Source organism: Streptomyces sp. NPDC002793 (assembly GCF_040295485.1).
In the GTDB taxonomy this organism is placed as follows: Bacteria; Actinomycetota; Actinomycetes; order Streptomycetales; family Streptomycetaceae; genus Streptomyces.
The window spans coordinates 62,370-84,756 of record NZ_JBEOVL010000017.1; the positions used below are offsets into that span (position 1 = coordinate 62,370).

Here is a 22,387-nt window from a genome sequence, read left to right on the forward strand (position 1 = left end):
CAGCAACGACGACCGCGAGAAGCCGGACTCGTGGAAGCACGACAAGCCCGAGGGCGGTGTGCACGCCGGTGGTGGTGCGCTGGCCGGCGTGTCGGCCGACGACTGGGAGAAGGACAAGGAGAAGGACAAGGAGTCCGGCTCCGGCAGCAACGACGACCGCGAGAAGCCGGACTCGTGGAAGCACGACAAGCCCGAGGGCGGTGTGCACGCCGGTGGTGGTGCGCTGGCCGGCGTGTCGGCCGACGACTGGGAGAAGGACAAGGAGTCCGGCTCCGGCAGCTCCGGGAACAGCGAGCAGACCTGGAAGCACGAGAAGCCCGAGGGCGGCGTCCACACCGGCGGTGGAGCGATGGCGCTCTCCGGCAGCGGCCTCGCCGCCGGTTCGGTGCTGATGCTCGGCGGTCTCGGTGCGGTCGCGTACAAGCTGCGCCGCCGCAACGCCTCGGGTGCCTCGGCCGCCTGACCGGTGTGCCGCACCGCTGAATGAGTCCCGCCGCGGCCGCCGCCCCTTTCTCCGGGGTGGTGGCCGCGCCGGATTCCCCGGCACAGTCCTCCCCTCGCACGCGAAAGGCAGCATGCGCATGGCCGCCCCGCAGCCGTCCGACACAGCCCCCGCCTCCCCTGCCCTCGGCCGTTCCCTGCTGTGGCCCGTCGCGGCGGTGGGGCTGGGTTTCCTCCTCGTCCACAACTCCTTCGACGCGTCGGCGGGAGTCCCGCCGGCCCCCGCCGTGGTGTCCCTCCCCGCGCCCTCGAAACCTGCGTCGACCGCCCCGTCGGCAGCCGCGTCGGCCCCCTCGCCGGGGCTGCCCCGGTCGGAGCCCGAGCGGATCCGGATCAGATCGATCGGGGTCGACGCCCCCTTCGCGCCGCTGTCGATCGGCCCCTCCGGGCAGTTGGACGCCCCGCCCGCGAACGACGCGAATCTGGCCGGCTGGTTCAAGGACGGTGCCACCCCCGGTGAGCGCGGCACCTCGGTGGTGGCCGGGCACGTCGACACGAAGACCGGCCCCGCCGTGTTCCTGCTGCTCAGTACGCTCAAGGCGGGCAACACGGTGGACATCACCCGTCGGGACGGCTCCGTCGCCGGCTTCAAGGTCGACTCGGTCGAGACCTTCAGCAAGGAGGATTTCCCCAATGAGCGGGTGTACGCCGACAACGGCCGGGCCCAGCTTCGGCTGATCACCTGCGGCGGTGCCTACGACAAGAAGAAGAAGGACTACAAGGACAACGTGGTGGTCTTCGCCCACCTGGCCTCCACCACTCACCCCTGAGGCCGTTCGGAGCCGCGGCCGGTGTCGGCTGGGCCGGCCGCCCGCACCGCGAGGCCTCAGCGAGCGTTCCCCCGCTCCGCCACGGCGACCTGGTGCAGTGTGCGGCCGGTGCGGGCCGAGCGTGCGTGGTACGGATCGGGGGTGCCCGGCCGGTCATGGACGGCCTGCCGGTCGTCGGCCTTGATCAGCAGCCACGCCTCCGGTCCGCGTACCCCGTTCCCGTCGTCGATACGGAACCGGGTGAGCGCGAACTCGCCGTGCAGCTCGGTCCCGTCGAGCCGGAACGTGGCGTGCCCGCGCTCCAGAGACTCTGCGAACGGTACGGGCGCGCCCGTGAGGTCGTGGCTGGTCGGACGGTAGGTGCCCTGGTCCCAGACGATCACCGTACCGCCGCCCTGTTCGTCCTGCGGGATGACGCCCTCGAAATCGCGGTAATCCAAGGGGTGGTCGTCCGTCGGCACGGCCAGCCGCTTGTCGTTCGGGTTGTCCGACGGGCCGCGTGGTACGGCCCAGGACTTCAGTACTCCGTCGACCTCGAGCCGGAAGTCGAAATGCATGCGCCGGGCGTCGTGGATCTGCACCACGTAGCGCCGTGTTTCGCCGTCGCTGTCCACGCCGGATCCTTCCGCCGGATGCGGTCGGACGGTGCGTGTCTGCCCGGGGCGAGACCGCGCGGGCCCCGCACAGTCCATGTCTCCACTGTGCGGTCCCCTGTCCGCCCCCGCACGCGGGGGGCGGACAGGTCAGCCGGTGTGGCGCCCGAGCGCGGCGTCCGCGGCCGCGCTCGAACGGTGCCACCAGGTGGTCACAGGCTCCCAGACCCGGATCCCGCCCGGTGCCCCCAGCGAGGCGGCGTCGAACGTCCGCCCTCGGTGTGCGGGGTCCCCGGCGACCGTCAGCCGCTCCACGACCCGCAGCTCCGTGGCTTCCGGGTCCAGAGTGCGCACCGCGGCGTAGGCGGAACCGGCGGCCGGCAGGCGGTACGGACCACTCCGCCCGTCGGGCACGGGCAGTGCGGGACCGTCCAGATTGCCGAAGACGACGGTGGGGAAGCGGTCGACGGCGCAGGTCTGCCGGCCGTGGTTGGTGACGCTGATCCGCAGGGCCCCCGGCTGCTCCGAGGATGCTGCGGTGATCTCCAGCGCGCTCTCCGCGCAGGTGGGGAGAGGAGGTGCGGCGGTGGGGGAGGAGGCCGTCGCGGCGCCGGCCGTCGCCGGCAGGGCGAAGGCCAGGGCGAGGGTGAGGGCAAGGGTCGCTTCGGTGCGGATGCGCATGAGTTGTCCGTTCCCCGCCGCGGTGACTTCTACCCGTACCCGCCCGGTCCGGACCAGATCCTTGACGCGCCCCGGAGGGCTGCCTTAAATCAAGTGTTGAAAGATACGCCTGAGGTGAGCGCGTCACACGTTCACCTCTCGGCGTCAAAGTGTCATGCGCATGATTGTCATCCCCCCACCCGAAAAGATGTGATGACCGTGCATTCCCCCCACCACGCGGCGCGCCGCCTCTCCAGGAAGCGCCGGACGACGCTGTACACCGCACTGTCCCTGCTCTGCTGTTCCGTGGCCATGGCCGCACTCCCCGCCGGAGCCTCGGCCGCACCCGACCCCCACACGGCTGCGTCCTCCACGGCTTCCAGGGCGACCGCCGCGGTGGCCTTCGCCGACGAGTTCGACGGCCCCGCGGGCTCCGCCGTCGACGGCGGCAAATGGCTGACCGAGACCGGCGACAACGTCAACAACCACGAACGGCAGTACTACACGGCGGGCAACAGCAACGCCGCACTCGACGGCCAGGGCAACCTCGTCATCACCGCGCGCAAGGAGAACCCGGGCAACTACCAGTGCTGGTACGGGACCTGCGAGTACACCTCGTCCCGCCTCAACACCTCCGGCAGGTTCACCGCGACGTACGGACACGTCGAGAGCAGGATGAAGATCCCGCGCGGACAGGGCATATGGCCCGCCTTCTGGATGCTCGGCGCCGACATCGGCGACGTCGGCTGGCCCAACAGCGGTGAGATCGACATCATGGAGAACGTCGGCTTCGAACCCGGCACCGTCCACGGCACGCTGCACGGGCCCGGCTACTCCGGCTCGGGCGGCATCGGCGCCGGCTACACCCTTCCCGGCGGCGCGGCCTTCGCCGACGACTTCCACACCTTCGCGGTGGACTGGGCCCCCGACTCCATCACCTGGTCCGTCGACGGCACCGTCTACCAGCGAAGGACACCCGCGGATCTGAACGGCAACGCCTGGGTGTTCGACAAGCCGTTCTTCCTCATCCTCAACCTCGCCGTGGGCGGCTACTGGCCGGGCGACCCGGACGGCAGCACCAGCTTCCCGCAGGAGCTCGTCGTCGACTACGTCCGTGTGACCACAGGCGACTGACAGCGCGCGCGGACCGGCGGCGAGCCCGCCGGTCCGCGCGCCGACGTAGCATGATCCGTATGGAGCAACGCACACTCGGCAGGACCGGCCGTGACGTCTCGGTCGTAGGACAGGGCACCTGGCAGCTCGGCGGGGACTGGGGCGAGGTGACGGAGGCCGACGCCTTCGGGGTCCTCGACGCGGCCGTCGAGTCGGGAGTCACCTTCTTCGACACCGCCGACGTGTACGGCGACGGCCGGAGCGAGCAGCTCATCGGCCGCTACCTGAAGGACCGGCCGGACGCGGACGTCTTCGTCGCCACCAAGATGGGCCGGCGCGCCGACCAGGTCCCGGAGAACTACGTCCTCGACAACTTCCGCACGTGGAACGACCGTTCCCGAGCCAACCTCGGCGTCGACACCCTCGATCTCGTGCAACTGCACTGCCCGCCCACCGTCGTCCACTCCTCCGACGCCGTGTACGACGCCCTGGACACGCTCGTCGCCGAACAGCGGATCGCCGCCTACGCCGTGAGCGTCGAGACGTGCGCCGAGGCGCTCACCGCCATCGCGAGGCCGGGCGTCGCGAGCGTCCAGATCATCCTCAACCCGTTCCGGCTCAAGCCCCTCGACGAGGTGCTCCCGGCCGCCGTCGAGGCAGGTGTCGGGATCATCGCGCGCGTACCGCTCGCCTCCGGGCTGCTGTCGGGGAAGTACACGGCCGACACGGTCTTCGCTCCCGGGGACCACCGCACCTACAACCGCCACGGCGAGGCGTTCGACCAGGGCGAGACGTTCTCCGGCATCGACTACGCGACCGGCGTGGCCGCCGCCGCGGAGTTCGCCGGGCTCGCTCCCGAGGGCGCCACCCCGGCGCAGGCGGCGCTGCGCTGGATCATCCAGCAGCCGGGTGTCACCAGCGTCATCCCCGGTGCGCGTTCGGTGGAGCAGGCCCGCGCAAACGCGGCGGCCGCGGCTCTTCCGCCGCTCCCGCAGAGCACCCTGGACGCGGTGCGCGACCTGTACGACCGCCGGATCCGCGCGGAGGTCCACCCGCGCTGGTGAGCCGAGCGGGGTCAGCCGTCCGCGTCCTCGCCGTCCGGGGCGGAACCGTCCGTCGGGTCGGCGGGCGCGGGCGACTCGAGCCCGGCCGTCGGCGAGGAGCCGGGCTCGGGGGTGTCCGCCGCCCCGGTGTCCGGTGAGAAGAGGATCGTGCCCAGGTACACCGCCGCCAGGAAGGCAACCGTTCCGGCCACGGCGCTCGCCACGCGTGGGCGACGCCGGATGGCCTCACCCGTGCGGACCCGGCGTGTCGTGGCCGACCTGGTGGCGGATCTGGACGCCCGGGGCGCGGGAGCCGCCCGTCTGCGGCCGCCGGACTGAGGCAGCCGGTACGTCGACGGGCCTCCGGCCGCCGGAGCACCCGGAGCCTGGGCCGGTGAGGCCGCGACCCGGGCAGCGGGACGCGGTGCGGCCGCTGCGTGCTGCGGCAGCGGCTCGGGCCGGCCGCGCCAGGCATCCGTACGGAACCAGTCGGACACCTGCTGTGCGCTCGGCCGCTCCTCGGGCTGCTTCGCCAGCAGGCCCAGCAGGTACGAATCGAAGGCCGGGGAGACGTCGACCCCACGCTGTCGCACCGGCATCGGGGGAGTGTCCACATGCTGGTAGAGCGTCGCGGTCGCCGTGTCCGAGCGGAACGGCGGCTGCCCGACCAGCAGTTGGTAGATGACACAGCCGAGGGAGTACATGTCCGACGCGGAGTCGGCGGTACGGCCGAGAGCTCGCTCAGGTGCCAGGTACAGGCTCGTCCCGACGATGTGGCCGGCCGTGGTCAGAGCCGTCGAGGGGTCATCGACGAACTGGGCGATACCGAAGTCGCCGATCTTCACCGACCCGTCGGCGTCCAGCATCAGGTTGCCGGGCTTGATGTCACGGTGGACGATGCCCTGCCGGTGCGCCGCGGCCAGCCCTGCGGCGGCCTGTTCCGCGATGCGGGCGACCTGCTCGGGATGGACCGAATCCTGAGCCTCCAGCAGATCCCCGAGGCTCCGGCCCTCGACCAGCTCCATCACGAGGAAGAAGCGGTCCTCCCAGGAGCCGAAGTCGAACACAGCCACCAGGTGAGGGTGGCTCAGACGCGCGGCCGTCTGCGCCTCGAGCCGGAAGCGCGCCGTCGACGAGGCGTCAGCCTGATCACCCAGCAGCAGCTTCACCGCCACGGCCCGTCCCAGCACTTCGTCCGTGGCGCGCCACACCTCACCCATACCGCCACGGCCGATGGGGGATATCAGCCGGTACCGTCCAGCAACCAGCACCTGTGCACACCAATCTCGAATTGTGGCCCGCTCCGACTGCCGCGGCAGCGACCCCACGGGCTCATCGCCTCGGTACGGTGCGTCGGGTGCGCGGCATGATCAGGATATCGGTCCCCCGGACCTCCGCTCGCCCGGCCGGAGCGAGCGGTGCCGGATCCGGCCAACCGACGTGCCGAACCGGCCTGTTCTCAGCCGGTGGCAAGCCAGTCCAGCACGGCGGCAGCGGTGAACTCCGCCTGCCCTCCGGGAAACAGCAGTTCCGCCTTCCCGAACGCCTCCCCGTCCACCGTCGCCGCTGCGTCGGGAACCGCGACACAGCGCATTCCCGCCGCGTGAGCCGCCCGGACGCCGGGGACGGCGTCCTCCAGGACCACACACGAGTCCGGGGTCACGCCGAGCCGCCGCGCCGCCTCCAGGAACACGTCGGGCTCGGGCTTCCCGTGAGCCACCTCCTCGGCGGAGACGAACAGGGGGAGGTAGGTGTCCAGCCTCGTGACGGCGAGCGTGGCGGCGATCGCGGCCCTGGAGGACCCGGACGCCACCGCCATCGGCACGCGCTTCTCGTACAGCTGCTCGACCAGGGTGCGCATCTCGGGGAACGCGGTGGTGGACGCCCCGGCGAGCTCCAGGTAGAGGGCATTCTTGCCGGCGAGCAGTTCGTCGACCGGCGCCTCGATGCCGTACTCCTCGCGCAGGACGGTGAGGGTCTCGCGGGTGCCGATCCCGATGAACCGGGTGTGGTTCTCCCAGCTGAAGTCCCGTACGCCGTACCGGGCGAGGAGCCTGCGCCCCGCCTCGTAGTAGTTCGGCTCGCTGTCGACGAGGGTGCCGTCGAGATCGAAGAGGACGGGCGGGGTGGAGGGCGGGGTGTTCATGGCTTCCAGCATGCCTGATGGTGATCAGCCGGTGGCCGCTGCCCGGCCCACCGACTCGACCAGCGGCAGGACCCGGTGCGCCACCCGCTCGCGCAGCGCCACCTCGGTCCGGGTCCTGACGACGCCGGGAAGCTGGATCAGCTGCTGGATGACGTCCTCCAGGTGCCCGTTGTCGCGGGCCACGACGCGGGTCAGGAGATCGCCGCCGCCCGTGGTCGAGAAGGCCTCGATGATCTCCGGGACGGCCGCGAGCGCGTCACCCACCTCGTCCAGATGCCCCTGGGTGACCTCCAGGTGGACGAAGGCGAGTACCGGGTGCCCCAGGGCGGCGGGGGAGAGAGCAGGACCCGTGCCGGTGATCACACCGTCCCGCTCCAGGCGGTCCAGCCGGGCCTGAAGGGTGCCGCGTGCCACGCCGAGGATGCGGGCGTACTCGCGCACGCTGGTGCGCGGCTGCTCGATCAGCAGCCGGAGGATGCGGGTGTCCAGTGCGTCCACGGCCATGCGCGGATGTGCTCCTCAAGGCTCGGTGATCGTCCGCCCGACTGTACCCAGGACGGTTCGGCGTCCGTCGGCGACGGGCGCGGTGCGGTCCTGAAGGGGCATCGACGGCTACGGCGGTGCGCGCGCGCACCGCCGTAGCCGCCGTTTGACGGAGGTGCCCACCCGTGATTGCTTGGGGTGATTCGGGGATTTGACGCTGTTCGTCACGAAAGCGGTCGAGTATGGCTCTCGTTTCGCCGGTTAATTCGCACAACGAGTGGGACCCTTTGGAAGAGATCATCGTCGGGCGGCTCGACGGCGCGACGATCCCCTCAGGGCATCCGGTCGTGGCGTGCAACGTCCCACCCTGGGCGGGACGGTTGCAGGGGCTCGCCGCGGGCCGCGCCTACCCGCGACGGCTGGTCGAGCCCGCTCAGGAGGAACTCGACGGGTTCGTGGCCCTGCTGGAGTCCCTGGGGGTCACGGTGAGGCGCCCGGACGCCGTCGACCACAGGCGGCGTTTCAGCACCCCCGACTGGTCGTCGCGCGGATTCTGCAACACGTGTCCACGGGACAGCATGCTCGTGATCGGCGACGAGATCATCGAGACCCCGATGGCCTGGCCGTGCCGGTACTTCGAGACCCACTCCTACCGCGCGCTCCTGAAGGACTACTTCCGGCGCGGCGCGCGCTGGACGGCGGCACCGCGGCCCCAGCTCACCGACGAGCTGTTCGACCCGGATTTCCGTCCCCCCGCGGCCGACGAGCCGATGCGCTACATCCTCACCGAATTCGAGCCGGTGTTCGACGCTGCGGACTTCGTCCGCGCGGGTCGCGACCTGTTCGTCACGCGGAGCAACGTCACCAACCGTATGGGCATCGAGTGGATGCGCCGTCATCTCGGACCCGGCTACCGCGTCCACGAGATCGAGAGCCGCTGCCGCGCCCCCATGCACATCGACACGACCTTCCTCGTGCTCGCTCCCGGCAAGGTGCTGATCAACCCTGAGTACATCGATGTCGACCGTCTCCCCGATGTGCTCGATTCGTGGGACATCCTGGTCGCCCCGGAGCCCGACCGGATCCACGAACGGCTGCTCAAGCTCACCTCGCTCTGCGGGAAGTGGCTCAGCCTGAACGTTCTCATGGTCGACGAGAAGCGGGTGATCGCGGAGCGGCGCCACACGGGCATGCTGCGTGCCCTGGAGAGCTGGGGTTTCGAGCCGATCCCGTGCGACCTGCTGCACTACGCGCCGTTCGGCGGCTCGTTCCACTGCGCGACGCTCGACGTCAGGCGCCGCGGAACGCTCGAATCCTACGTCGACTGAGCCGAGGCCACGGGGGTGCGAGGTCCGGCGCCGGGGAAAGCCGCCGAGCGACTTCCCTCGTCCGTGTTCAGACCGCGGACCAGCCGTTGTCGACGGGAAGGATCGCCCCGTTGATGTTGCTCGCTGCGTCGGACGCGAGGAAGACGATCGCCGCCGCCTGTTCCTGAGCCCGGGCCGGCGAACCCACGTTGCCCATGTAGGGGGCGAGGGCGGCGGGCCCGTGGGCACCCCGGTCGGCTTCGACCCGGATGTTGGTGATGGTGCCGCCGGGTGCGACGGCGTTGGAGCGGATGCCCTTGTCGCGGTACATGACGGCCAGGGACTTGGTCAGCCCGGCGATGCCGTGCTTGGACGCCGTGTACGCGGCACCCGCCGCGCTGCCCCTCAGCGATGCCTCGGAGGCGGTGAAGACCACGGCTCCCTTCCCCGCCGTGAGCATGTGCGGCAGCACGGCGCGGGTGAGGCGGAACGGAGCCGTGAGGTTGATGCCGATGACACGCTCCCACTCGTCGTCACCGGTGTCGGCCGCCGCCGACATGCTGTCCATGATCCCGGCGTTGTTGACCAGGACGTCTATGCCGCCGAACTCCTCCACCGCCGTCGACGCGACCCGGTCGACGACGGCCTGGTCCCGCAGGTCCCCGATCACGGTCAGCGCGGTCCCGCCTGCCTGCTCGGTCTCCTCGGCGACGGCGCGGGCCGCCGCGTCGTCGACGTCCGCGATCACGATGCGCGCGCCCTCCTTCGCGAACAGCAGGGCGGTGGCCCGGCCGATGCCCGATCCGGCGCCCGTGACGATGACGCTGCGGCCCGTGCCCTTGCTGGTGACGCTCATGTGGTGCTCCTCGTGTCCGGTGAACGAACGGGAACGCTACCCTTAAGTGGCGCACGCTGCCAAAATGGCGTGGACCGTCAACAAAGTATCGCTACGATGGGCGCAGCTGGAAGGAAGGTGGCCGGAAGCCGTGGGACACGTACGCGTCGGAGCGGTGCGGGGTACTGCCCCGGGCGCCTCCGGAACAGAGGCCGGCGGAGCCCGCCTCGGCCGTCCTCCACTGACCGAACGCCGCAAGGCCGCGACCCGGCTGGAGATCGCCCGTGAGGCCGTACGTCTCTTCGCCGAGCGTGGTGTGGCCGCGACGACCGCTGACGAGATCGCCGAGGCGGCGGGTATCTCGCAGCGGACCCTGTGGCGCTACACCTCGTCGAAGGAACTGTGCGTCAGCCCTCTGCTGACCTACGCGCTGGACTCCGTCACCGCACTCATGAGGTCGTGGCCCCGTGACCGGCCGCTGGCGGAGGCCGTCGCGGGGACCCGGCCCTCGCTCCCTCACGAGCCTGACGGCACCGGGGCCGAAGCACTGCGTGACCTGGTCCTGCTCACCCGCACCGAGCCCGGGCTGCGCGCCGTGTGGCTCCAGGTGCACCACGAGGCGGAGCTGGTCTTCGCCGAGATCATCGCCGAACGGACGGGCGACGGGCCGGACGGTCTCGAGTCCCGGGTTCAGGCGACCCTGCTCAACAGCACGCTCCGCATCGCGGTGGAGCAGTGGGCCTGGAGCGCGGACCCGCGGCCGGCTTCCCTGTCCCGCACCATCCACCGCGCGCTGACCATCGCACGGTCCGGTCTGTCCGGCTGAGTGCGGGCCGGACCCGGAGCCCAGGACGTGTCCGGCCGTGCGGCTCGTCGTTGACCAGGACATGAACCTGCGGACCATGTCCTTCGCACTCGCTGCCCTGATGGGTACGGCCGGTTGTGTCTCCGTCCAGGCCGAAGCGGAGAGGCCGGCGGCGCCCGTGTCCTCCGCTCACTCCGCCGACGCCCCCGTCACGCGGGCGTCCACGCCCCCCACCGCACCCCCTGCCGTCCACGACGCCCTGGGGAAGGGCGAGGAGCAGCCGGGGCGTCCGAGCGGGAAGGAGCGGCCGGAGAAGAAGGAAGAGGGTGTCCGCGCGCCCGCCCGGCCCGCGGGTGCCGGCGCGCCACCGGCCCGCCAGGAGGCCCGGAGCCGGCCGCGCCCCGTCACGCCCGCCCGGCCCGAACCGCCGCGCCGGGCGCAGCCGCGGCAGACCTACGACATGCGCACCGTCTGCGCCAGGGGCCAGGGGGTCGCGTCCGCCGAGATCGTCGACCTGTGCCGCACCACCTACGGGCGCTGACGGCATGTGACGGCGGCGCCGCCCCGAAGCCGGGGAACGTGGCCCTGCCTGGTCGGCGCCGACGTGACGGGCTGCGCCCGAGGGCGTGGTCCGTTGGCTCTGCAGCGGTCAGTGAAGAGGGCGTAAATCTGGGCCATTGGCCCAGCAGAGTAGACCTCGGTTGAACCATCAGCTCCCCAGATGCTGAGATGGAGTCATCAATGGCGCTGCGGGTCCCTCCGGGGATCTCTGTGGCGCCTTTCCCATGTCTGCGCTGGTCCATGTGCGAAAGGTGCGGGGCAACTTGCTGAAGAGGGCGTTCGTCGCACCCGATCCGGGGCGCGTCCGGCTGAGGTTCGCGTCCCGGGCCGTGCTCGGTATCGGGCTTGCCGTCGCGCTCTGCGCAGCGGCCGGGCACTCGCTGGCGGCAACCATCACGGGTGGCCTGGCCGCGCTGCTCGCGCTGTTCACGGTGACCGACCCGACGGTGCGTGGGCAGGCGGTCACGACCGGGCTCCTCCCCGTGGTCGGTCTCCCGGTGCTCACGCTCGCCGCCGTGCTGCACGATGTGCCCGTCGCCCGCGACCTGGCGTTCCTCGCGGTCGTGGGGGCAGGGGTGTACGCGCGGCGGTGGGGACCTCGCGGGCACTCACTGGGCGTGTTCGGCTTCATGGCTTATTTCTCAGCCCAGTTCCTGCACGTCGTGCCCGGCCGGCTGCCCGAGCTCTACGCGGCCGTCCTGCTGTCGCTCGTCGCGTCCTCGACGGTGCGGTTCGGGGTCTGGTGCTACGAGCGGCGGCTCGCGGCACCGGTGGTGGTCGCACTCCCCGCCGGGCCGGCGGGGCTCGGGCGGATCACGACGCGGCAGGCGGTACAGGCCACGTCGGGGGCGGGCTTCGCGCTCGCTGCGGGGCAGTTGCTCTCCGACCAGCGCTGGTACTGGGCGGTCGGTGCCACCTGGTGGGTTTTCGTGGCCACGACCTCGCGGGGCGAGACGGTCGTGCGCGGATTCAGACGCTTCCTCGGGACGGTGCTCGGGATCGGGTTGGGCTTCGCCGTGGCTGTGCCGCTGCACGACGAGCCGGTCGTGGCCGCCGTGGTCGTGGCGGTGAGTGTGTTCGGGATCTTCTACACCGCCGCCGTCTCCTACACCTGGATGATGCTGGCCGTGACCGTGATGGCGAGCATGCTGTACGGGCTGCTCGGGGTGCTCGACGCGGGTCTGCTCATGCTGCGGGTGTCCGAGACCGCCGTCGGGGCGCTCGGTGCCGTACTGGCGGTGCTGTTCGTGCTGCCGGTGACCACGCACTCGGTGACCGAGGCGTGGGTGGAGCGGGCGCTGCGGTGCGTGCACGCGTGCACGGCCGAGGCCACCGCCCGGCTCGCCGGGAGCGAGGTCGCCGACCCTCCCCGGCGCGTCGTCGAACTGGAGGCGATCCTCGGCCGGGTGCGCCTTTCCCTCGCGCCGCTGGTGCATCCGCTGAGTCCGTTCCGCGCCCGCAAGGCACGCGCCGCGCGGGTCCTCGCGCTGCTCGACGTGTGCGTGCGCGAAGTGCGGGGCCTGGCTTCCGTCGCGGCGGACCCCGAGGCGTCCCACGACGCCCGTCTGGCGGCTGCCTGCTGGCGCGTGGAAGCGTCGGTGGAGGCGCTGACCGCCCCTCCGGTACGGCGGCGCCGCGCCACGGTGGCCTGTGCCGGTGAGCGGCTGCCCGCCGGGGACGCCGAACCCGCGCTGGCCCATCTCCACAGCCTGGAGAGGGCGCTCGCCGAACTCGCCGCCCCCCTGCACAGCTCCCCGCGCGCTCGGCTGATCGGCGCCTGACCCGCTCGCCCGGAACACTTTCAGGTCCGGACGGGAAAGAGCTGCCTGCTACCGTCGGCCGGGAAGATCGTGACGGACGTGAAGAGGGGTAGCGCTATGGGCGCCGACCACGCACAGCGGGCATTCATAGGGTCGTTCACCTCGGCGGGCGGCCTTGGCGTCACCGTCGCGGCCGTCGACCGGGACACCGGGGCGCTGGCCGTGCTCGCGTCCACGGACGCCGTGGCCGACCCGTCCTTCCTCGCGGTCGGCCGGGCCCCCGGGGCGGGCGGCACCGTGCTGTACACGGTCAGTGAGGCCTCCGACGGCGCGGTCGCGGCATTCGGCATCGACGACGACGGCGCACCGCGGCTGATCGGGGAGGTGCGGCAGGTCGACGGAAGCAGCCCCACCCATCTGGCCCTCGCCGCGGGCCACCTGCTGACGGCCAACTACGGTTCCGGCAGCGTCACCGCGCTCTCCGTACGGGACGACGGCTCGCCCGGCCCGGTGACGTCCGTGCTGCGGCACGAGGGCAGCGGGCCTGACGAAGGCCGTCAGTCGGGTCCGCACGCGCACCAGGTGCTGGTCGACCCGTCGGGCAGCTGGGTGCTGAGCGTGGACCTCGGTACGGATTCGGTACGTGTCTGTGCCCTCGACCCGGATAGCGGCTCCCTGCGGCTGCACGCCGAGACGGCACTGCGACCCGGGACCGGGCCACGTCATCTCGCCTTTCACCCGGGCGGAGGACACGTCTACGTCCTGAACGAGCTGGAGCCGACGGTCACCGTGTGCCGCTGGGACGCGTCCGGCGGCACGCTCGAACCGATGGGGGAGACGCAGGTGCTGCCCTACGACCACGAGGAAGGCGATGCCCCGCGCACCTACCCGTCGGAGGTGGTGGTCTCGCGCGACGGGCGTTTCCTGTGGACCGCCAATCGTGGGCACGACAGCATCTCCGTCCTCACGCTCGACGAGACGGCCGAGAAGCCCGTGCTGGCGGCGGCGGTGGGCTGCGGTGGACGCTGGCCCCGTGATCTCACGCTCGACCCCACCGGGCAGTGGCTGTACGTCGCCAACGAGCACTCGGGGAACGTCAGCTGGTTCGCCGTGGACGCGGAGACGGGCATCCCGGCGCACGCGGGCTCCGTCGAGCTCCCGGCCGCCTCCTGCGTGGTCCTCGCCTGACCGGAGGAGGCGCGGACCGGAGAGGACCGGTCCGCGCCACACAGCAGGGCCACGCCGTGGCGCGGATCAGTGTGCCTGGGCACCCTGCGGCGTCGCCGGGGTGATCCCCAGCGTCGTCGCGTACAGCGAGAGCACGAGCTTGCCGATCGCCGGGTACGCGCCGAGCGGCTCGGCGGTCGCGCAGCCGGCCTCCTTCGCGGCGGCGTCCAGCAGTCCCGCGTCGATCTCCGGGCCCACCAGGTACGGCGCGAGCGCGAGGTTCGCGGAGCCCGAGTTCTGCAGCTGCGCGGCGACCGAGGCGACCGAACCCTCCACGTCGAGGGCCGCGGCCATCACCGGAACGGCCAGGCGGGCGGCCAGCAGCATGCCGGTGATCCCGGCGGCCTGCACGGCTTCCTCGCCGCCGACCGTGGCCAGCACGATGCCGTCGGCCGCGGTCGTCACGGTGAACAGCCGCGCACGGTCGGCGCGTGCCAGGCCGGCCTCCGACAGGCGTACGTGCAGCGCTTCGGCGAGCAGCGGATGCGGACCCAGTACGTCGGTCAGCTCCGTCTGGGTACCGCTGTCCATCACGGCCTGCCGTATGCGCCGGATCAGAGCGCTGTCCGGCCCCGCGAGCAGCGGCACCACGACGGCGGACGGGCCCGAGGGCTCGGCGACCTCGCGGCCCGCGGCGGTGGCCTGCTCGTAGCGCGCGGTGCGCTCGGCGGCCGCGTGGGCGAGTACGGAGGCGAGCGTGGGATATTCGGCGTCGTCGCCGTCGAGATAGCCGATCTGCGCATTGAGACCGGGCAGCTCGGAACGGGCGATGCTGATCACTTCCTCGGCCAGGCCGCGCGAAGCCGGGGAAGGAGTACCGGGAAGGGCGAGAACGAGCGCGGCAGCGCCCTCAGGTGCGACCACGGGCTCCGGGCGGCGGTGCCGTCCGGACTGGCGAGGTCGCGGCATTCGTACAGGCAGGCCGGAAGCGGGCCCAGTGGGGGTGCTCATGGCGCCGCATGCTACTGGTTTTGGGTGCCCCTCTGTTCGGGGAGGGGGCGGCTGGGCGTCATCTGTCCGTATATGTCTGTTGAGCGGCATAGCGGGCAACTGACCTGCTCTGTCCGGGCGGATGATCGCCCGAATCGACTACGTTACTCCTGGTACGAACAGCAGGGTCGGGTGGGTCGGCAGTCGCAGTCCGGGGCCGGCGAGCGCCCGCGCGATCTCCAGCGCACCGTGCAGGGGGTCACCCCCGGCCGGGACCACGCGTGCCCGGGGCACCTGCCGGGCGAGCTCCTCGTGCAAGGGGCCGAGAAGGGGGGCGCCCATGCGGAACAGCCCACCGGTCAGAGCGACTTCAGGACCACCGGAGCGGGTCTCCGTGGGGCCGCCGGGGCACACGGCGGCCGCCGCTTCGGCGATGTGCGCCGCCGCCTCCCGCAGGATTCCCGCCGCCACCGGGTCGTCGACGGCGCAGGCCCCCACCTCGGGGGCGAAGGAGGCGAGGAGCGCGGGACGGTCCGTGCGCGGATAGAGGAGGCCCGGAAGGCCGACGGCCGGCCCGAAGGCCGCTTCGAGCCGCGCCAGCAAGGCGGGCGAGCCGCCGCGCCGGCCGTCATGGGCCCGCATCGCCGCGTCGAGCCCCGCCCGGCCGATCCAGGCGCCGCCGCCGCTGTCGCCCAGCAGATGCCCCCAGCCGTCCGCCCGGCGCCACGTCGTGAGGTCGGTTCCGAGCGCGATCAAGCCGGTGCCGCCCGCGACGACAGCCCCGGGCCGGCGGCCCAGGGCCCCGGCGTACGCGGTCACCGCGTCGGCGGCCAGCGCCACCCGGCGTACGCCCAGCGCGTCCGCGAGTGCGCCGGGCAGTCGGACGCGCAGCTGGTCACCGAGGGTCGCCATACCCGCCGCGCCGACCGCCGCGGCGGTGACGGCGGCCTCGGGCCCTGCCTGCTCGAGGAGGCCGCGAACCGCGGGCAGCAGCTGCTCCAGCAGGTGCCCGGCGTCGATGCCGTCCGCGTTCGTCCGCACCGGTTCGGCGCAGACGGCTGTGAGCGGCGGCGGCCCGGCGGCCACCGGTCCGAGTGCCACCCGCAGCCCCGACCCGCCCGAGTCCACCCCGAGGGCGAACGCGTCACCGCCGACCGCGGACGGGCGCCTGCTGGAGTTCATGGAAGGACTCCGGAATCCTGGAGGACCGGCATGGAGGACTGACGACGAGCGGCACCCTATCCCTCATTCCCGCCCCGTGGGGTCACATGATCACCCGGGGTCCTGTAGGCCGGTAGAGTGACGCCCGTGGCAGCGCGACCGTTGAGCGAACTTGTGGAGCCCGGCTGGGCCGAGGCGTTGGAGCCCGTGGCAGGCCGGGTCGCGGCGATGGGGGACTTCCTCCGCGCGGAGATCGGTGCCGGACGCACCTATCTGCCGGCGGGGAAGAACGTCCTCCGCGCCTTCCAGCAGCCCTTCGACGACGTCCGTGTCCTGATCGTGGGTCAGGACCCGTACCCGACGCCGGGCATGGCCATCGGACTCAGCTTCGCGGTGGCGCCCGATGTGCGACGACTGCCGGGCAGCCTGGAGAACATCTTCAGGGAGCTGCACTCCGACCTCGGGGTTCCCAGGCCCTCCAACGGTGATCTGACGCCCTGGACGCGGCAGGGCGTGCTGCTGCTCAACCGGGCGCTGACCACCGCGCCCGGCAAGCCGGCAGCCCACCGGGGCAAGGGCTGGGAAGAGGTGACCGAGCAGGCCATCCGTGCCCTGGCGGCTCGGGGCAAGCCGATGGTGTCCGTGCTGTGGGGGCGGGACGCACGCAACGTACGGCCGCTCCTCGGTGACCTGCCCGCGATCGAGTCAGCCCACCCTTCCCCCATGTCGGCGGACCGCGGCTTCTTCGGCTCACGGCCTTTCAGCCGCACCAACGACTTCCTGGTCGGTGCGGGGGAGCAGCCGGTGGACTGGCGACTGCCCTGAGCGGCACCCGGTGGGTGGCCGGAGTCAGCTGAGCACCGCCGCCCGCACGCACAGCACATCGGGCAGGTGCGAGACCAGCTGCTGCCAGCTGTCGCCGTCGTCCGCGCTCGCGTACACCTCGCCGTTGCGATTGCCGAAGTAGATTCCCGCCGGGTCGGCGTCGTCCGTGCAGAGTGCGTCACGGAGCACCGTGCCGTAGTGGTCTCCGTCCGGAAGGCCCAGGGCCAGGGGCTCCCAGGTCTCACCCGCGTCCTGTGTGCGGAACACCCGGCAACGGTGTCCGGCAGGGACCCGGTCCGCGTCGGCGTTGATCGGGAAGACGTAGAACGTGTCCGCGCGGTGCGGGTGCGCGGCGGCGGCGAAGCCGAAGTCCGAGGGCAGACCGGCGCCGATGTCCTTCCAGTGCTCCCCGGAGTCGTCGCTGCGGAACACGCCCCAGTGGTTCTGCAGATAGAGCCGGTCCGGGTCGGCCGCGTCCCGGGTCACCTTGTGCACGCACTGGCCGAACTCGGGCTCCGGGTCCGGCAGGAAGACGGCGGAGACGCCCTTGTTGGACGGTGTCCAGCGCTTGCCGCCGTCCTCGGTGCGGAACACGCCCGCTGCGGAGACGGCGACGGTCACCGCGTGGGCGTCCCGAGGATCGGTCAGGATGGTGTGCAGACCTTCGCCGCCTCCGCCGGGCACCCACTCGGACCGTGTCGGATGCTCCCAGAGCGGGCGGACCAGCTCGAAGGACTCGCCCCGGTCCTCCGACCGGAAGAGCGCGGCCGGCTCGGTCCCCGCGTAGACGACGTCCGGGGCCTCGGGGCCGGCGGGGTGCAGCTGCCAGACCCGCTCCAGCGAGGCCCCGGTGGACTGCGGGAACTTGACGGCGGGTCGTCGGGGCTCCACCCAGGTCGTGCCCAGGTCGTCGGAGTGGAAGACCGACGGGCCCCAGTGGGCGCTGTCGCCGCCGACCAGCAGCCGGGGCGTACGCCCCCGGGTGTCGATGGCGATCGAGTAGATCGCCTGGGCGTTGAAGTGCGGATCGCCGAACGTCCATCCGCGGCCGTCCCTGCGGCCGATGAAGAGCCCCTTGCGGGTACCCACGGTGAGCAGTACGTCGGACATGAAAGACCTCCCGAGACGCCTGTGTGCCGGATGAGGGCCAGTCTGCACCCGGCCACTGACAGTGACCGGGAAATGCGGTGTCGGCCCAGGTCGGCACGGTCGTGGCGGCGTACGGGGCCTGGTGAGGGACGGACGGGCCCGCACGGAGGGAGCAGCCGTCGGCCGCACCCTCAGCGGGCCGGAGGGGCCGTGCTGCTGCGGACCACCAGGCTCGTCGCCAGGTCGACCCGGGTGGTCGCCGGCTGCTTGCCCCGGCCCAGGTCGAGGACGAGCCGGGCCGCGGTCTCGGCCATCTCTATGAGCGGCTGGCGCACCGTCGTGAGCGGCGGTCCGATCCAGCGGGTGAGCGGCAGGTCGTCGAAACCGACCACACTGAGGTCCTCGGGGATCCGCAGTCCCAGCTCGCGTGCGGCTTCGTACACGCCGAGGGCCTGGAGGTCGTTCCCGGCGAAGACCGCGGTGGGCGGCTCCGGCAGGCGCAGCAGTTCCAGCGCCGCCGTGTAACCGTCCTCGTGATTGAACTCGCCCTCGCGGACGAGTTCGGGATCCATCGGGATGCCCGAGGTCTCCAGGGCGGCCCGATAGCCGTCGAGCCGGGCGCGGCTGCACATCATGCGGGCCGGTCCGCCGACGATGCCGATCCTGCGGTGCCCCAGGCCCGTCAGGTGGCGGGTCGCGGCAAGGCCGCCCTGCCAGTTGGCCGCCCCGACCGAGGGGATGTCGTCCCCGGGGTCACCCGCCGGGTCGACGACCACGAAGGGGATGGAGCGGCTGGTCAGCTGCGCGCGCTGGGCCGCGTCGAGGTCCGAGAGCACCAGGATCACTCCGGCCGGGCGGCGGGCCAGGACGCCGTCCACCCAGGTCTGGCCGGGTGTGAGCCGGCCCGCGCTCTCCGAGAGGACCAGGCTCAGCCCCTCCTCCCGCGCGACGTTCTCTACCCCCCGGACGACTTCCATCGCCCAGGCGCTGTCCAGCTCGTGGAAGACGAGGTCGATCAGTTGGGACTGCTGGGAGGTCCCCCGCCTGCGGCGGTAGCCGTGCCGCAGAAGGAGCTCCTCCACTCGCGTGCGCGTACCGGGGGCGACGTCGGCGCGGCCGTTCAGCACCTTCGAAACTGTCGGAGCCGAAACTCCGGCCGCTCGGGCGATCTCTGCCAGCGTGGCGGTGCTCTCCGTCGGCTCGGCGCCGGGCGTCTTCTCCTGTGGTGGCTGGACCTTTGCAGGGCTCATGCGCGAATCGTAGCGTCCCCGCAGCCCGACAGCCGCGTTCGGGCAGGGTTCGCAAATGCTTGCTCCCACCCTCTTGACGGGCTCGAAACACGACCGTACGGTTCCGGCAACATTCGAAAGGCAAGCCGAAACATTCGACAGAGGGTGCGGTCATGCGGTCGGGGATATTCACTCAGGGCACACGTTCGACGAGATGGGCCGCAGCAGGCGCGGCCATGGCGATGGCCGGGCTTCTGGCCGGCTGCGGGTCCGGGAGCAGCGGGGGCGACAGCGGGACCATCACCGCCTATGTCTACGGCGACGACGCCGTCAAGGTTCAGCAGGCCGCGGTCGACACGTTCAACAAGACCTCCAAGGTCAAGGTGAAGCTGGTTCCGGTTCCCGGCAGCGACTACGTGAACAAGCTGCGCAGCGCCATGGGTTCGCCCAGCGCCCCCGACGTCTTCTACAACTGGGGCGCCGGCTCCATCAAGCCGTACGTCGACTCCAAGGACCTGATCGACCTGACGTCGACGGTCAAGAACGACGCCACGCTCAAGGACGCCTTCATCCCCTCGATCATGACGGCCGGCAGCCTCGACGGGAAGATCTACGGCGTGCCCATGCGCGGCATGCAGCCCGTGATGCTCTTCTACAACAAGACCCTCTTCGCCGAGCACGAGATCGAGCCGCCGAAGACCTGGGAAGAGCTCCAGGAGGCCATCAAGACCTTCAAGGCCGCCGGTATCACCCCCTTCGCGCTCGGTGGCGCCGAGAAGTGGCCCGAACTGATGTGGATGGAGTACTTGCTGGACCGGATCGGCGGCCCTGAGGTCTTCAAGAGGATCCAGGACGGCGACACCGACGGCTGGGGCGACCCCGCGGTGCTCAAGACGGCCCGGACGGTCAGGCAGCTGATCGACGACGGAGCCTTCGGGAAGAACTTCAACTCCGTGGACTACGGCAGCGGAGCAGCGCCGACCCTCCTCAGCAAGGGCAAGGCCGCGATGCACCTCATGGGCTCGTGGGAGTACTCGACCCAGCTGGGCAAGGCGCCCGAATTCGCCGAGAAGGACCTCGGCTGGACCACGTTCCCCGCAGTGACCGGAGGGGTCGGTGACCCGGCGAACATCGTGGGCAACCCCACCAACTACTGGTCCGTCAACGCCCGGACCAAGCACAAGGACACCGCCATCGAGTTCCTGAAGACGATGGCGTCCAAGACCTACGCACAGGCCCTCGTGGACAACGGTGACGTCCCCACCACGTCCGACGCGGCCGAGATGCTGAGCGGTTCCCCTAACCCGCAGTTCGCGACCGACCAGTACGAGATGGTGCAGAAGGCCCCGAGCTTCACCCTCTCGTGGGATCAGGCACTCGAAACCCAGTACGCCACGCCCCTGCTCACGGAGATCAGCAAGCTGTTCGCCGGCAAGACCACTCCCGAACAGTTCGTCGAAGCGATGAAGGCCGCCAGGTAACGATGTCCCACCACACTCCGGTCGCGAAGAGGCACGGGGACAGGAAGGCGGCCGTCGGCGACGTCGGCCGCCCGCCGGTCGCCTGGGCGGTCCCCGGCATCCTCTTCTTCGCCGTCTTCGCGATCGTCCCCCTGGCGATCGCCGTCTACCTCTCCTTCTCCGAGTGGGACGGGCTCAACTCCCCGACCTTCACGGGCCTGGACAACTGGACCCGGCTCTTCAACGACTCCGAGTTCGGCCAGGCCGCCTGGCTGAGCCTCCTGCTCACCACCATGAGCTGGGCCTTCCAGACCCCGGTGGCCCTGCTGCTGGGCGTATGGGCCGCCGGCCGCCAGCGCAGCCGCGCGTTCCTGTCCGCGGTCTTCTTCATCCCGCTGCTGCTCTCGACCACCGCCATCGCGATGCTCTTCCGCGCGCTGCTCGACCCCAACTTCGGCGTGATCCAGACCATCGGACCCTGGCTCGGCATCGACCCCAACGTCATGGGGTCGTCCACCGGTGCGCTGCTCGTGGTCGTCTTCGTCGGCGGGTGGCAGTTCATGCCCTTCCACACGCTGATCTACCAGGGCGGCGCCCGCCAGATCCCGGAGGTCCTCTACCAGGCGGCCTCCATCGACGGCGCGGGCATGGTCCTGCAGTTCTTCCACATCACCCTGCCGCAGCTCCGCCACACGATCACCACCTCGTCGGTCCTGATGATCGTCGGCTCGCTCACGTACTTCGACACCGTGCTCATCATGACCAAGGGTGGCCCCGGCACGGACACGACGATCCTGCCGTACCTGATGTACCGGACCGGCTTCCAGACCTACGACCTCGGCTATGCGGCGGCCATCGCCACCGCGCTCGTCGTCGTGGCCACCAGTATCTCGCTGATCATGGTCCGTCTCAGCGGCTTCGGGTCCATGCGGTCCACCCGGGAAGGTATGTGACGCCATGTCGATCGACACCCGCCCCGCCGCCCCGCAGCACCGGGTGAATACCTCCGTGCCGCGTCGCGGCCGCCCGGTCCGCGGACGCAGGGCCCGGGGCAACCCGGTGGCCGGCATCGGTTCGCTGATCTGGCTCGTCATCGTCCTCGTGCCGCTCTACACCCTGGTCTCCGCCTCGCTGATGCACCAGGACGAGGCGCTGAACGGTGACCCCCTGGCGATCCCCACGGATCCGACGTTCGACAACTACCGCTCCGTGCTGGACAGCGGGTTCCTCACGCTGATCGGCAACACCGCGATCGTCGCGGCGGCCACGGTCGCCATCGTGCTGGTGCTGTCCGTCCCCGTGGCGTACGTGGCGGTGCGCACCCGCAGCCGCCTCTCGTCGCTCGCCTTCAGGACCTTCCTGCTCGGCGTCGCCATCCCGGCGCAGGCGGTGATCGTGCCCCTGTACCTGATGATCGGGAAGATGGGGCTGTACGACACCCTGTGGGCGATCATCCTGCCCACCGCCGCCTTCGCGATGCCCGTCGCGGTCCTGGTGCTCAGCGGCACCATGCGTGATGTCTCCGAGGAGATGTACGAGGCGATGGCCCTCGACGGAGCCTCGCCGCTGCGCATGCTCTGGCAGTTGGCGGTGCCGCTGTCCAAGGCCGGGATCAGCACGGTGGCGATCTTCTCCGCCCTGCAGGCGTGGAACGGCTTCCTGTTCCCGCTGATCCTGACGCAGTCGGAGGAGCAACGCGTCCTGACGCTGGGGCTGTTCAACTTCATGAGCCAGTTCGGAGTGAACATCCCCGCCGTACTGGCAGCGATCGTCCTCTCCGTCGTTCCCATCTTCGCCGTGTACCTCGTGGCGCGGCGGGCGCTGATCAACGGACTGATGGGGGTGGGCGGCAAGTAGCCCACCGATGCCGCCCGGACCACCGCACTCAT

22 protein-coding genes and 1 pseudogene are annotated in these 22,387 nt (G+C 71.2%); 13 read left to right on the forward strand and 10 right to left on the reverse strand.

Translation table 11 applies throughout. The features are described from left to right. Both ABT001_RS18570 and ABT001_RS18575 read left to right on the forward strand, forming a co-directional pair. Window positions 1-463 (forward strand): annotated as a pseudogene (locus ABT001_RS18570) (hypothetical protein); the annotation flags it as partial. A gap of 118 nt (window positions 464-581) precedes the next feature. Then, window positions 582-1,271 carry a class F sortase gene (locus tag ABT001_RS18575; protein ID WP_351278436.1) on the forward strand — a complete coding sequence of 230 codons (690 nt, stop codon included), beginning with the start codon at window positions 582-584 and terminating at the stop codon, window positions 1,269-1,271. A 56-nt stretch (window positions 1,272-1,327) separates the two neighbouring features. Here ABT001_RS18575 and ABT001_RS18580 read toward each other — a convergent pair whose 3' ends face one another. Together ABT001_RS18580 and ABT001_RS18585 are read right to left on the reverse strand one after the other, a co-directional pair. After that, the gene (locus ABT001_RS18580; RefSeq protein ID WP_351278439.1) at window positions 1,328-1,885 is read right to left on the reverse strand and encodes a DNA polymerase ligase N-terminal domain-containing protein; all 558 of its coding nucleotides are present in this window, start codon (window positions 1,883-1,885) and stop codon (window positions 1,328-1,330) included. 129 nt (window positions 1,886-2,014) lie between these two features. Next, window positions 2,015-2,545 (reverse strand): DUF4232 domain-containing protein, encoded by a 531-nt coding sequence (locus tag ABT001_RS18585; RefSeq protein WP_351278442.1) that lies wholly within the window; start codon window positions 2,543-2,545, stop codon window positions 2,015-2,017. 192 nt (window positions 2,546-2,737) lie between these two features. On the opposite strand from ABT001_RS18585, the gene ABT001_RS18590 reads away from it, so the two are divergent. After that, window positions 2,738-3,658, forward strand: coding sequence for a glycoside hydrolase family 16 protein (locus ABT001_RS18590; protein ID WP_351278445.1), 921 nt, complete (start codon window positions 2,738-2,740; stop codon window positions 3,656-3,658). 50 nt (window positions 3,659-3,708) lie between these two features. Then, a complete protein-coding gene (locus tag ABT001_RS18595) occupies window positions 3,709-4,701 on the forward strand; it encodes an aldo/keto reductase (RefSeq protein ID WP_351278448.1) in 993 nt (330 codons plus the stop codon). Between the two features lie 11 nt (window positions 4,702-4,712). On the opposite strand, the gene ABT001_RS18600 is transcribed toward ABT001_RS18595, so the two are convergent. From ABT001_RS18600 to ABT001_RS18610, 3 genes are all read right to left on the reverse strand, one after another. After that, the gene (locus tag ABT001_RS18600; protein ID WP_502967481.1) at window positions 4,713-5,951 is read right to left on the reverse strand and encodes a serine/threonine-protein kinase; all 1,239 of its coding nucleotides are present in this window, start codon (window positions 5,949-5,951) and stop codon (window positions 4,713-4,715) included. Between the two features lie 188 nt (window positions 5,952-6,139). Next, a complete protein-coding gene (locus tag ABT001_RS18605) occupies window positions 6,140-6,826 on the reverse strand; it encodes an HAD family hydrolase (RefSeq protein WP_351278450.1) in 687 nt (228 codons plus the stop codon). 24 nt (window positions 6,827-6,850) lie between these two features. Further along, window positions 6,851-7,330 (reverse strand): Lrp/AsnC family transcriptional regulator, encoded by a 480-nt coding sequence (locus ABT001_RS18610; RefSeq protein WP_351278453.1) that lies wholly within the window; start codon window positions 7,328-7,330, stop codon window positions 6,851-6,853. A gap of 221 nt (window positions 7,331-7,551) precedes the next feature. Between ABT001_RS18610 and ABT001_RS18615 the strand changes: the two genes are divergently transcribed. Then, complete coding sequence (locus ABT001_RS18615) at window positions 7,552-8,637, forward strand: amidinotransferase (protein ID WP_351278455.1); 1,086 nt, start codon at window positions 7,552-7,554, stop codon at window positions 8,635-8,637. Window positions 8,638-8,704: 67 nt separating this feature from the next. On the opposite strand, the gene ABT001_RS18620 is transcribed toward ABT001_RS18615, so the two are convergent. Beyond that, on the reverse strand, window positions 8,705-9,472 hold the full coding sequence (locus ABT001_RS18620; RefSeq protein ID WP_351278457.1) for an SDR family NAD(P)-dependent oxidoreductase: 768 nt from the start codon (window positions 9,470-9,472) through the stop codon (window positions 8,705-8,707). Between the two features lie 130 nt (window positions 9,473-9,602). Here ABT001_RS18620 and ABT001_RS18625 point away from each other — a divergent pair, with 130 nt between their 5' ends. From ABT001_RS18625 to ABT001_RS18640, 4 genes are all read left to right on the forward strand, one after another. Then, window positions 9,603-10,277, forward strand: coding sequence for a TetR/AcrR family transcriptional regulator (locus tag ABT001_RS18625; RefSeq protein ID WP_351278459.1), 675 nt, complete (start codon window positions 9,603-9,605; stop codon window positions 10,275-10,277). A 37-nt stretch (window positions 10,278-10,314) separates the two neighbouring features. Then, a complete protein-coding gene (locus ABT001_RS18630; RefSeq protein WP_351278461.1) occupies window positions 10,315-10,797 on the forward strand; it encodes a hypothetical protein in 483 nt (160 codons plus the stop codon). 283 nt (window positions 10,798-11,080) lie between these two features. Beyond that, complete coding sequence (locus tag ABT001_RS18635) at window positions 11,081-12,598, forward strand: FUSC family protein (protein WP_351278463.1); 1,518 nt, start codon at window positions 11,081-11,083, stop codon at window positions 12,596-12,598. Between the two features lie 96 nt (window positions 12,599-12,694). Continuing rightward, the gene (locus ABT001_RS18640; protein WP_351278465.1) at window positions 12,695-13,765 is read left to right on the forward strand and encodes a lactonase family protein; all 1,071 of its coding nucleotides are present in this window, start codon (window positions 12,695-12,697) and stop codon (window positions 13,763-13,765) included. A gap of 66 nt (window positions 13,766-13,831) precedes the next feature. Here the strand turns inward: ABT001_RS18640 and ABT001_RS18645 are convergent, their stop codons facing one another. Next, a complete protein-coding gene (locus tag ABT001_RS18645; RefSeq protein ID WP_351278468.1) occupies window positions 13,832-14,755 on the reverse strand; it encodes a sirohydrochlorin chelatase in 924 nt (307 codons plus the stop codon). A 138-nt stretch (window positions 14,756-14,893) separates the two neighbouring features. After that, the gene (locus ABT001_RS18650) at window positions 14,894-15,916 is read right to left on the reverse strand and encodes an N-acetylglucosamine kinase (RefSeq protein ID WP_351278470.1); all 1,023 of its coding nucleotides are present in this window, start codon (window positions 15,914-15,916) and stop codon (window positions 14,894-14,896) included. Between the two features lie 126 nt (window positions 15,917-16,042). Here ABT001_RS18650 and ABT001_RS18655 point away from each other — a divergent pair, with 126 nt between their 5' ends. Further along, window positions 16,043-16,720, forward strand: a complete 678-nt coding sequence (locus tag ABT001_RS18655) for a uracil-DNA glycosylase (protein ID WP_351278473.1) — start codon at window positions 16,043-16,045, stop codon at window positions 16,718-16,720. 24 nt (window positions 16,721-16,744) lie between these two features. Here the strand turns inward: ABT001_RS18655 and ABT001_RS18660 are convergent, their stop codons facing one another. Further along, complete coding sequence (locus tag ABT001_RS18660) at window positions 16,745-17,830, reverse strand: WD40/YVTN/BNR-like repeat-containing protein (RefSeq protein WP_351278475.1); 1,086 nt, start codon at window positions 17,828-17,830, stop codon at window positions 16,745-16,747. Between the two features lie 170 nt (window positions 17,831-18,000). Beyond that, window positions 18,001-19,059 carry a LacI family DNA-binding transcriptional regulator gene (locus ABT001_RS18665; RefSeq protein ID WP_351278477.1) on the reverse strand — a complete coding sequence of 353 codons (1,059 nt, stop codon included), beginning with the start codon at window positions 19,057-19,059 and terminating at the stop codon, window positions 18,001-18,003. A gap of 215 nt (window positions 19,060-19,274) precedes the next feature. Here ABT001_RS18665 and ABT001_RS18670 point away from each other — a divergent pair, with 215 nt between their 5' ends. Genes ABT001_RS18670 through ABT001_RS18680 form a run of 3 tightly spaced genes read left to right on the forward strand, consistent with a single transcriptional unit; the run spans window position 19,275 to window position 22,355 of the window. Further along, window positions 19,275-20,519: an extracellular solute-binding protein gene (locus ABT001_RS18670; RefSeq protein WP_351278480.1), complete on the forward strand. Its 1,245-nt coding sequence runs from the start codon at window positions 19,275-19,277 to the stop codon at window positions 20,517-20,519. A 2-nt stretch (window positions 20,520-20,521) separates the two neighbouring features. Next, window positions 20,522-21,451, forward strand: a complete 930-nt coding sequence (locus ABT001_RS18675; protein WP_351278483.1) for a carbohydrate ABC transporter permease — start codon at window positions 20,522-20,524, stop codon at window positions 21,449-21,451. Window positions 21,452-21,455: 4 nt separating this feature from the next. Then, a complete protein-coding gene (locus ABT001_RS18680) occupies window positions 21,456-22,355 on the forward strand; it encodes a carbohydrate ABC transporter permease (RefSeq protein ID WP_351278485.1) in 900 nt (299 codons plus the stop codon). The last annotated feature ends 32 nt before the right edge of the window (window positions 22,356-22,387 follow it).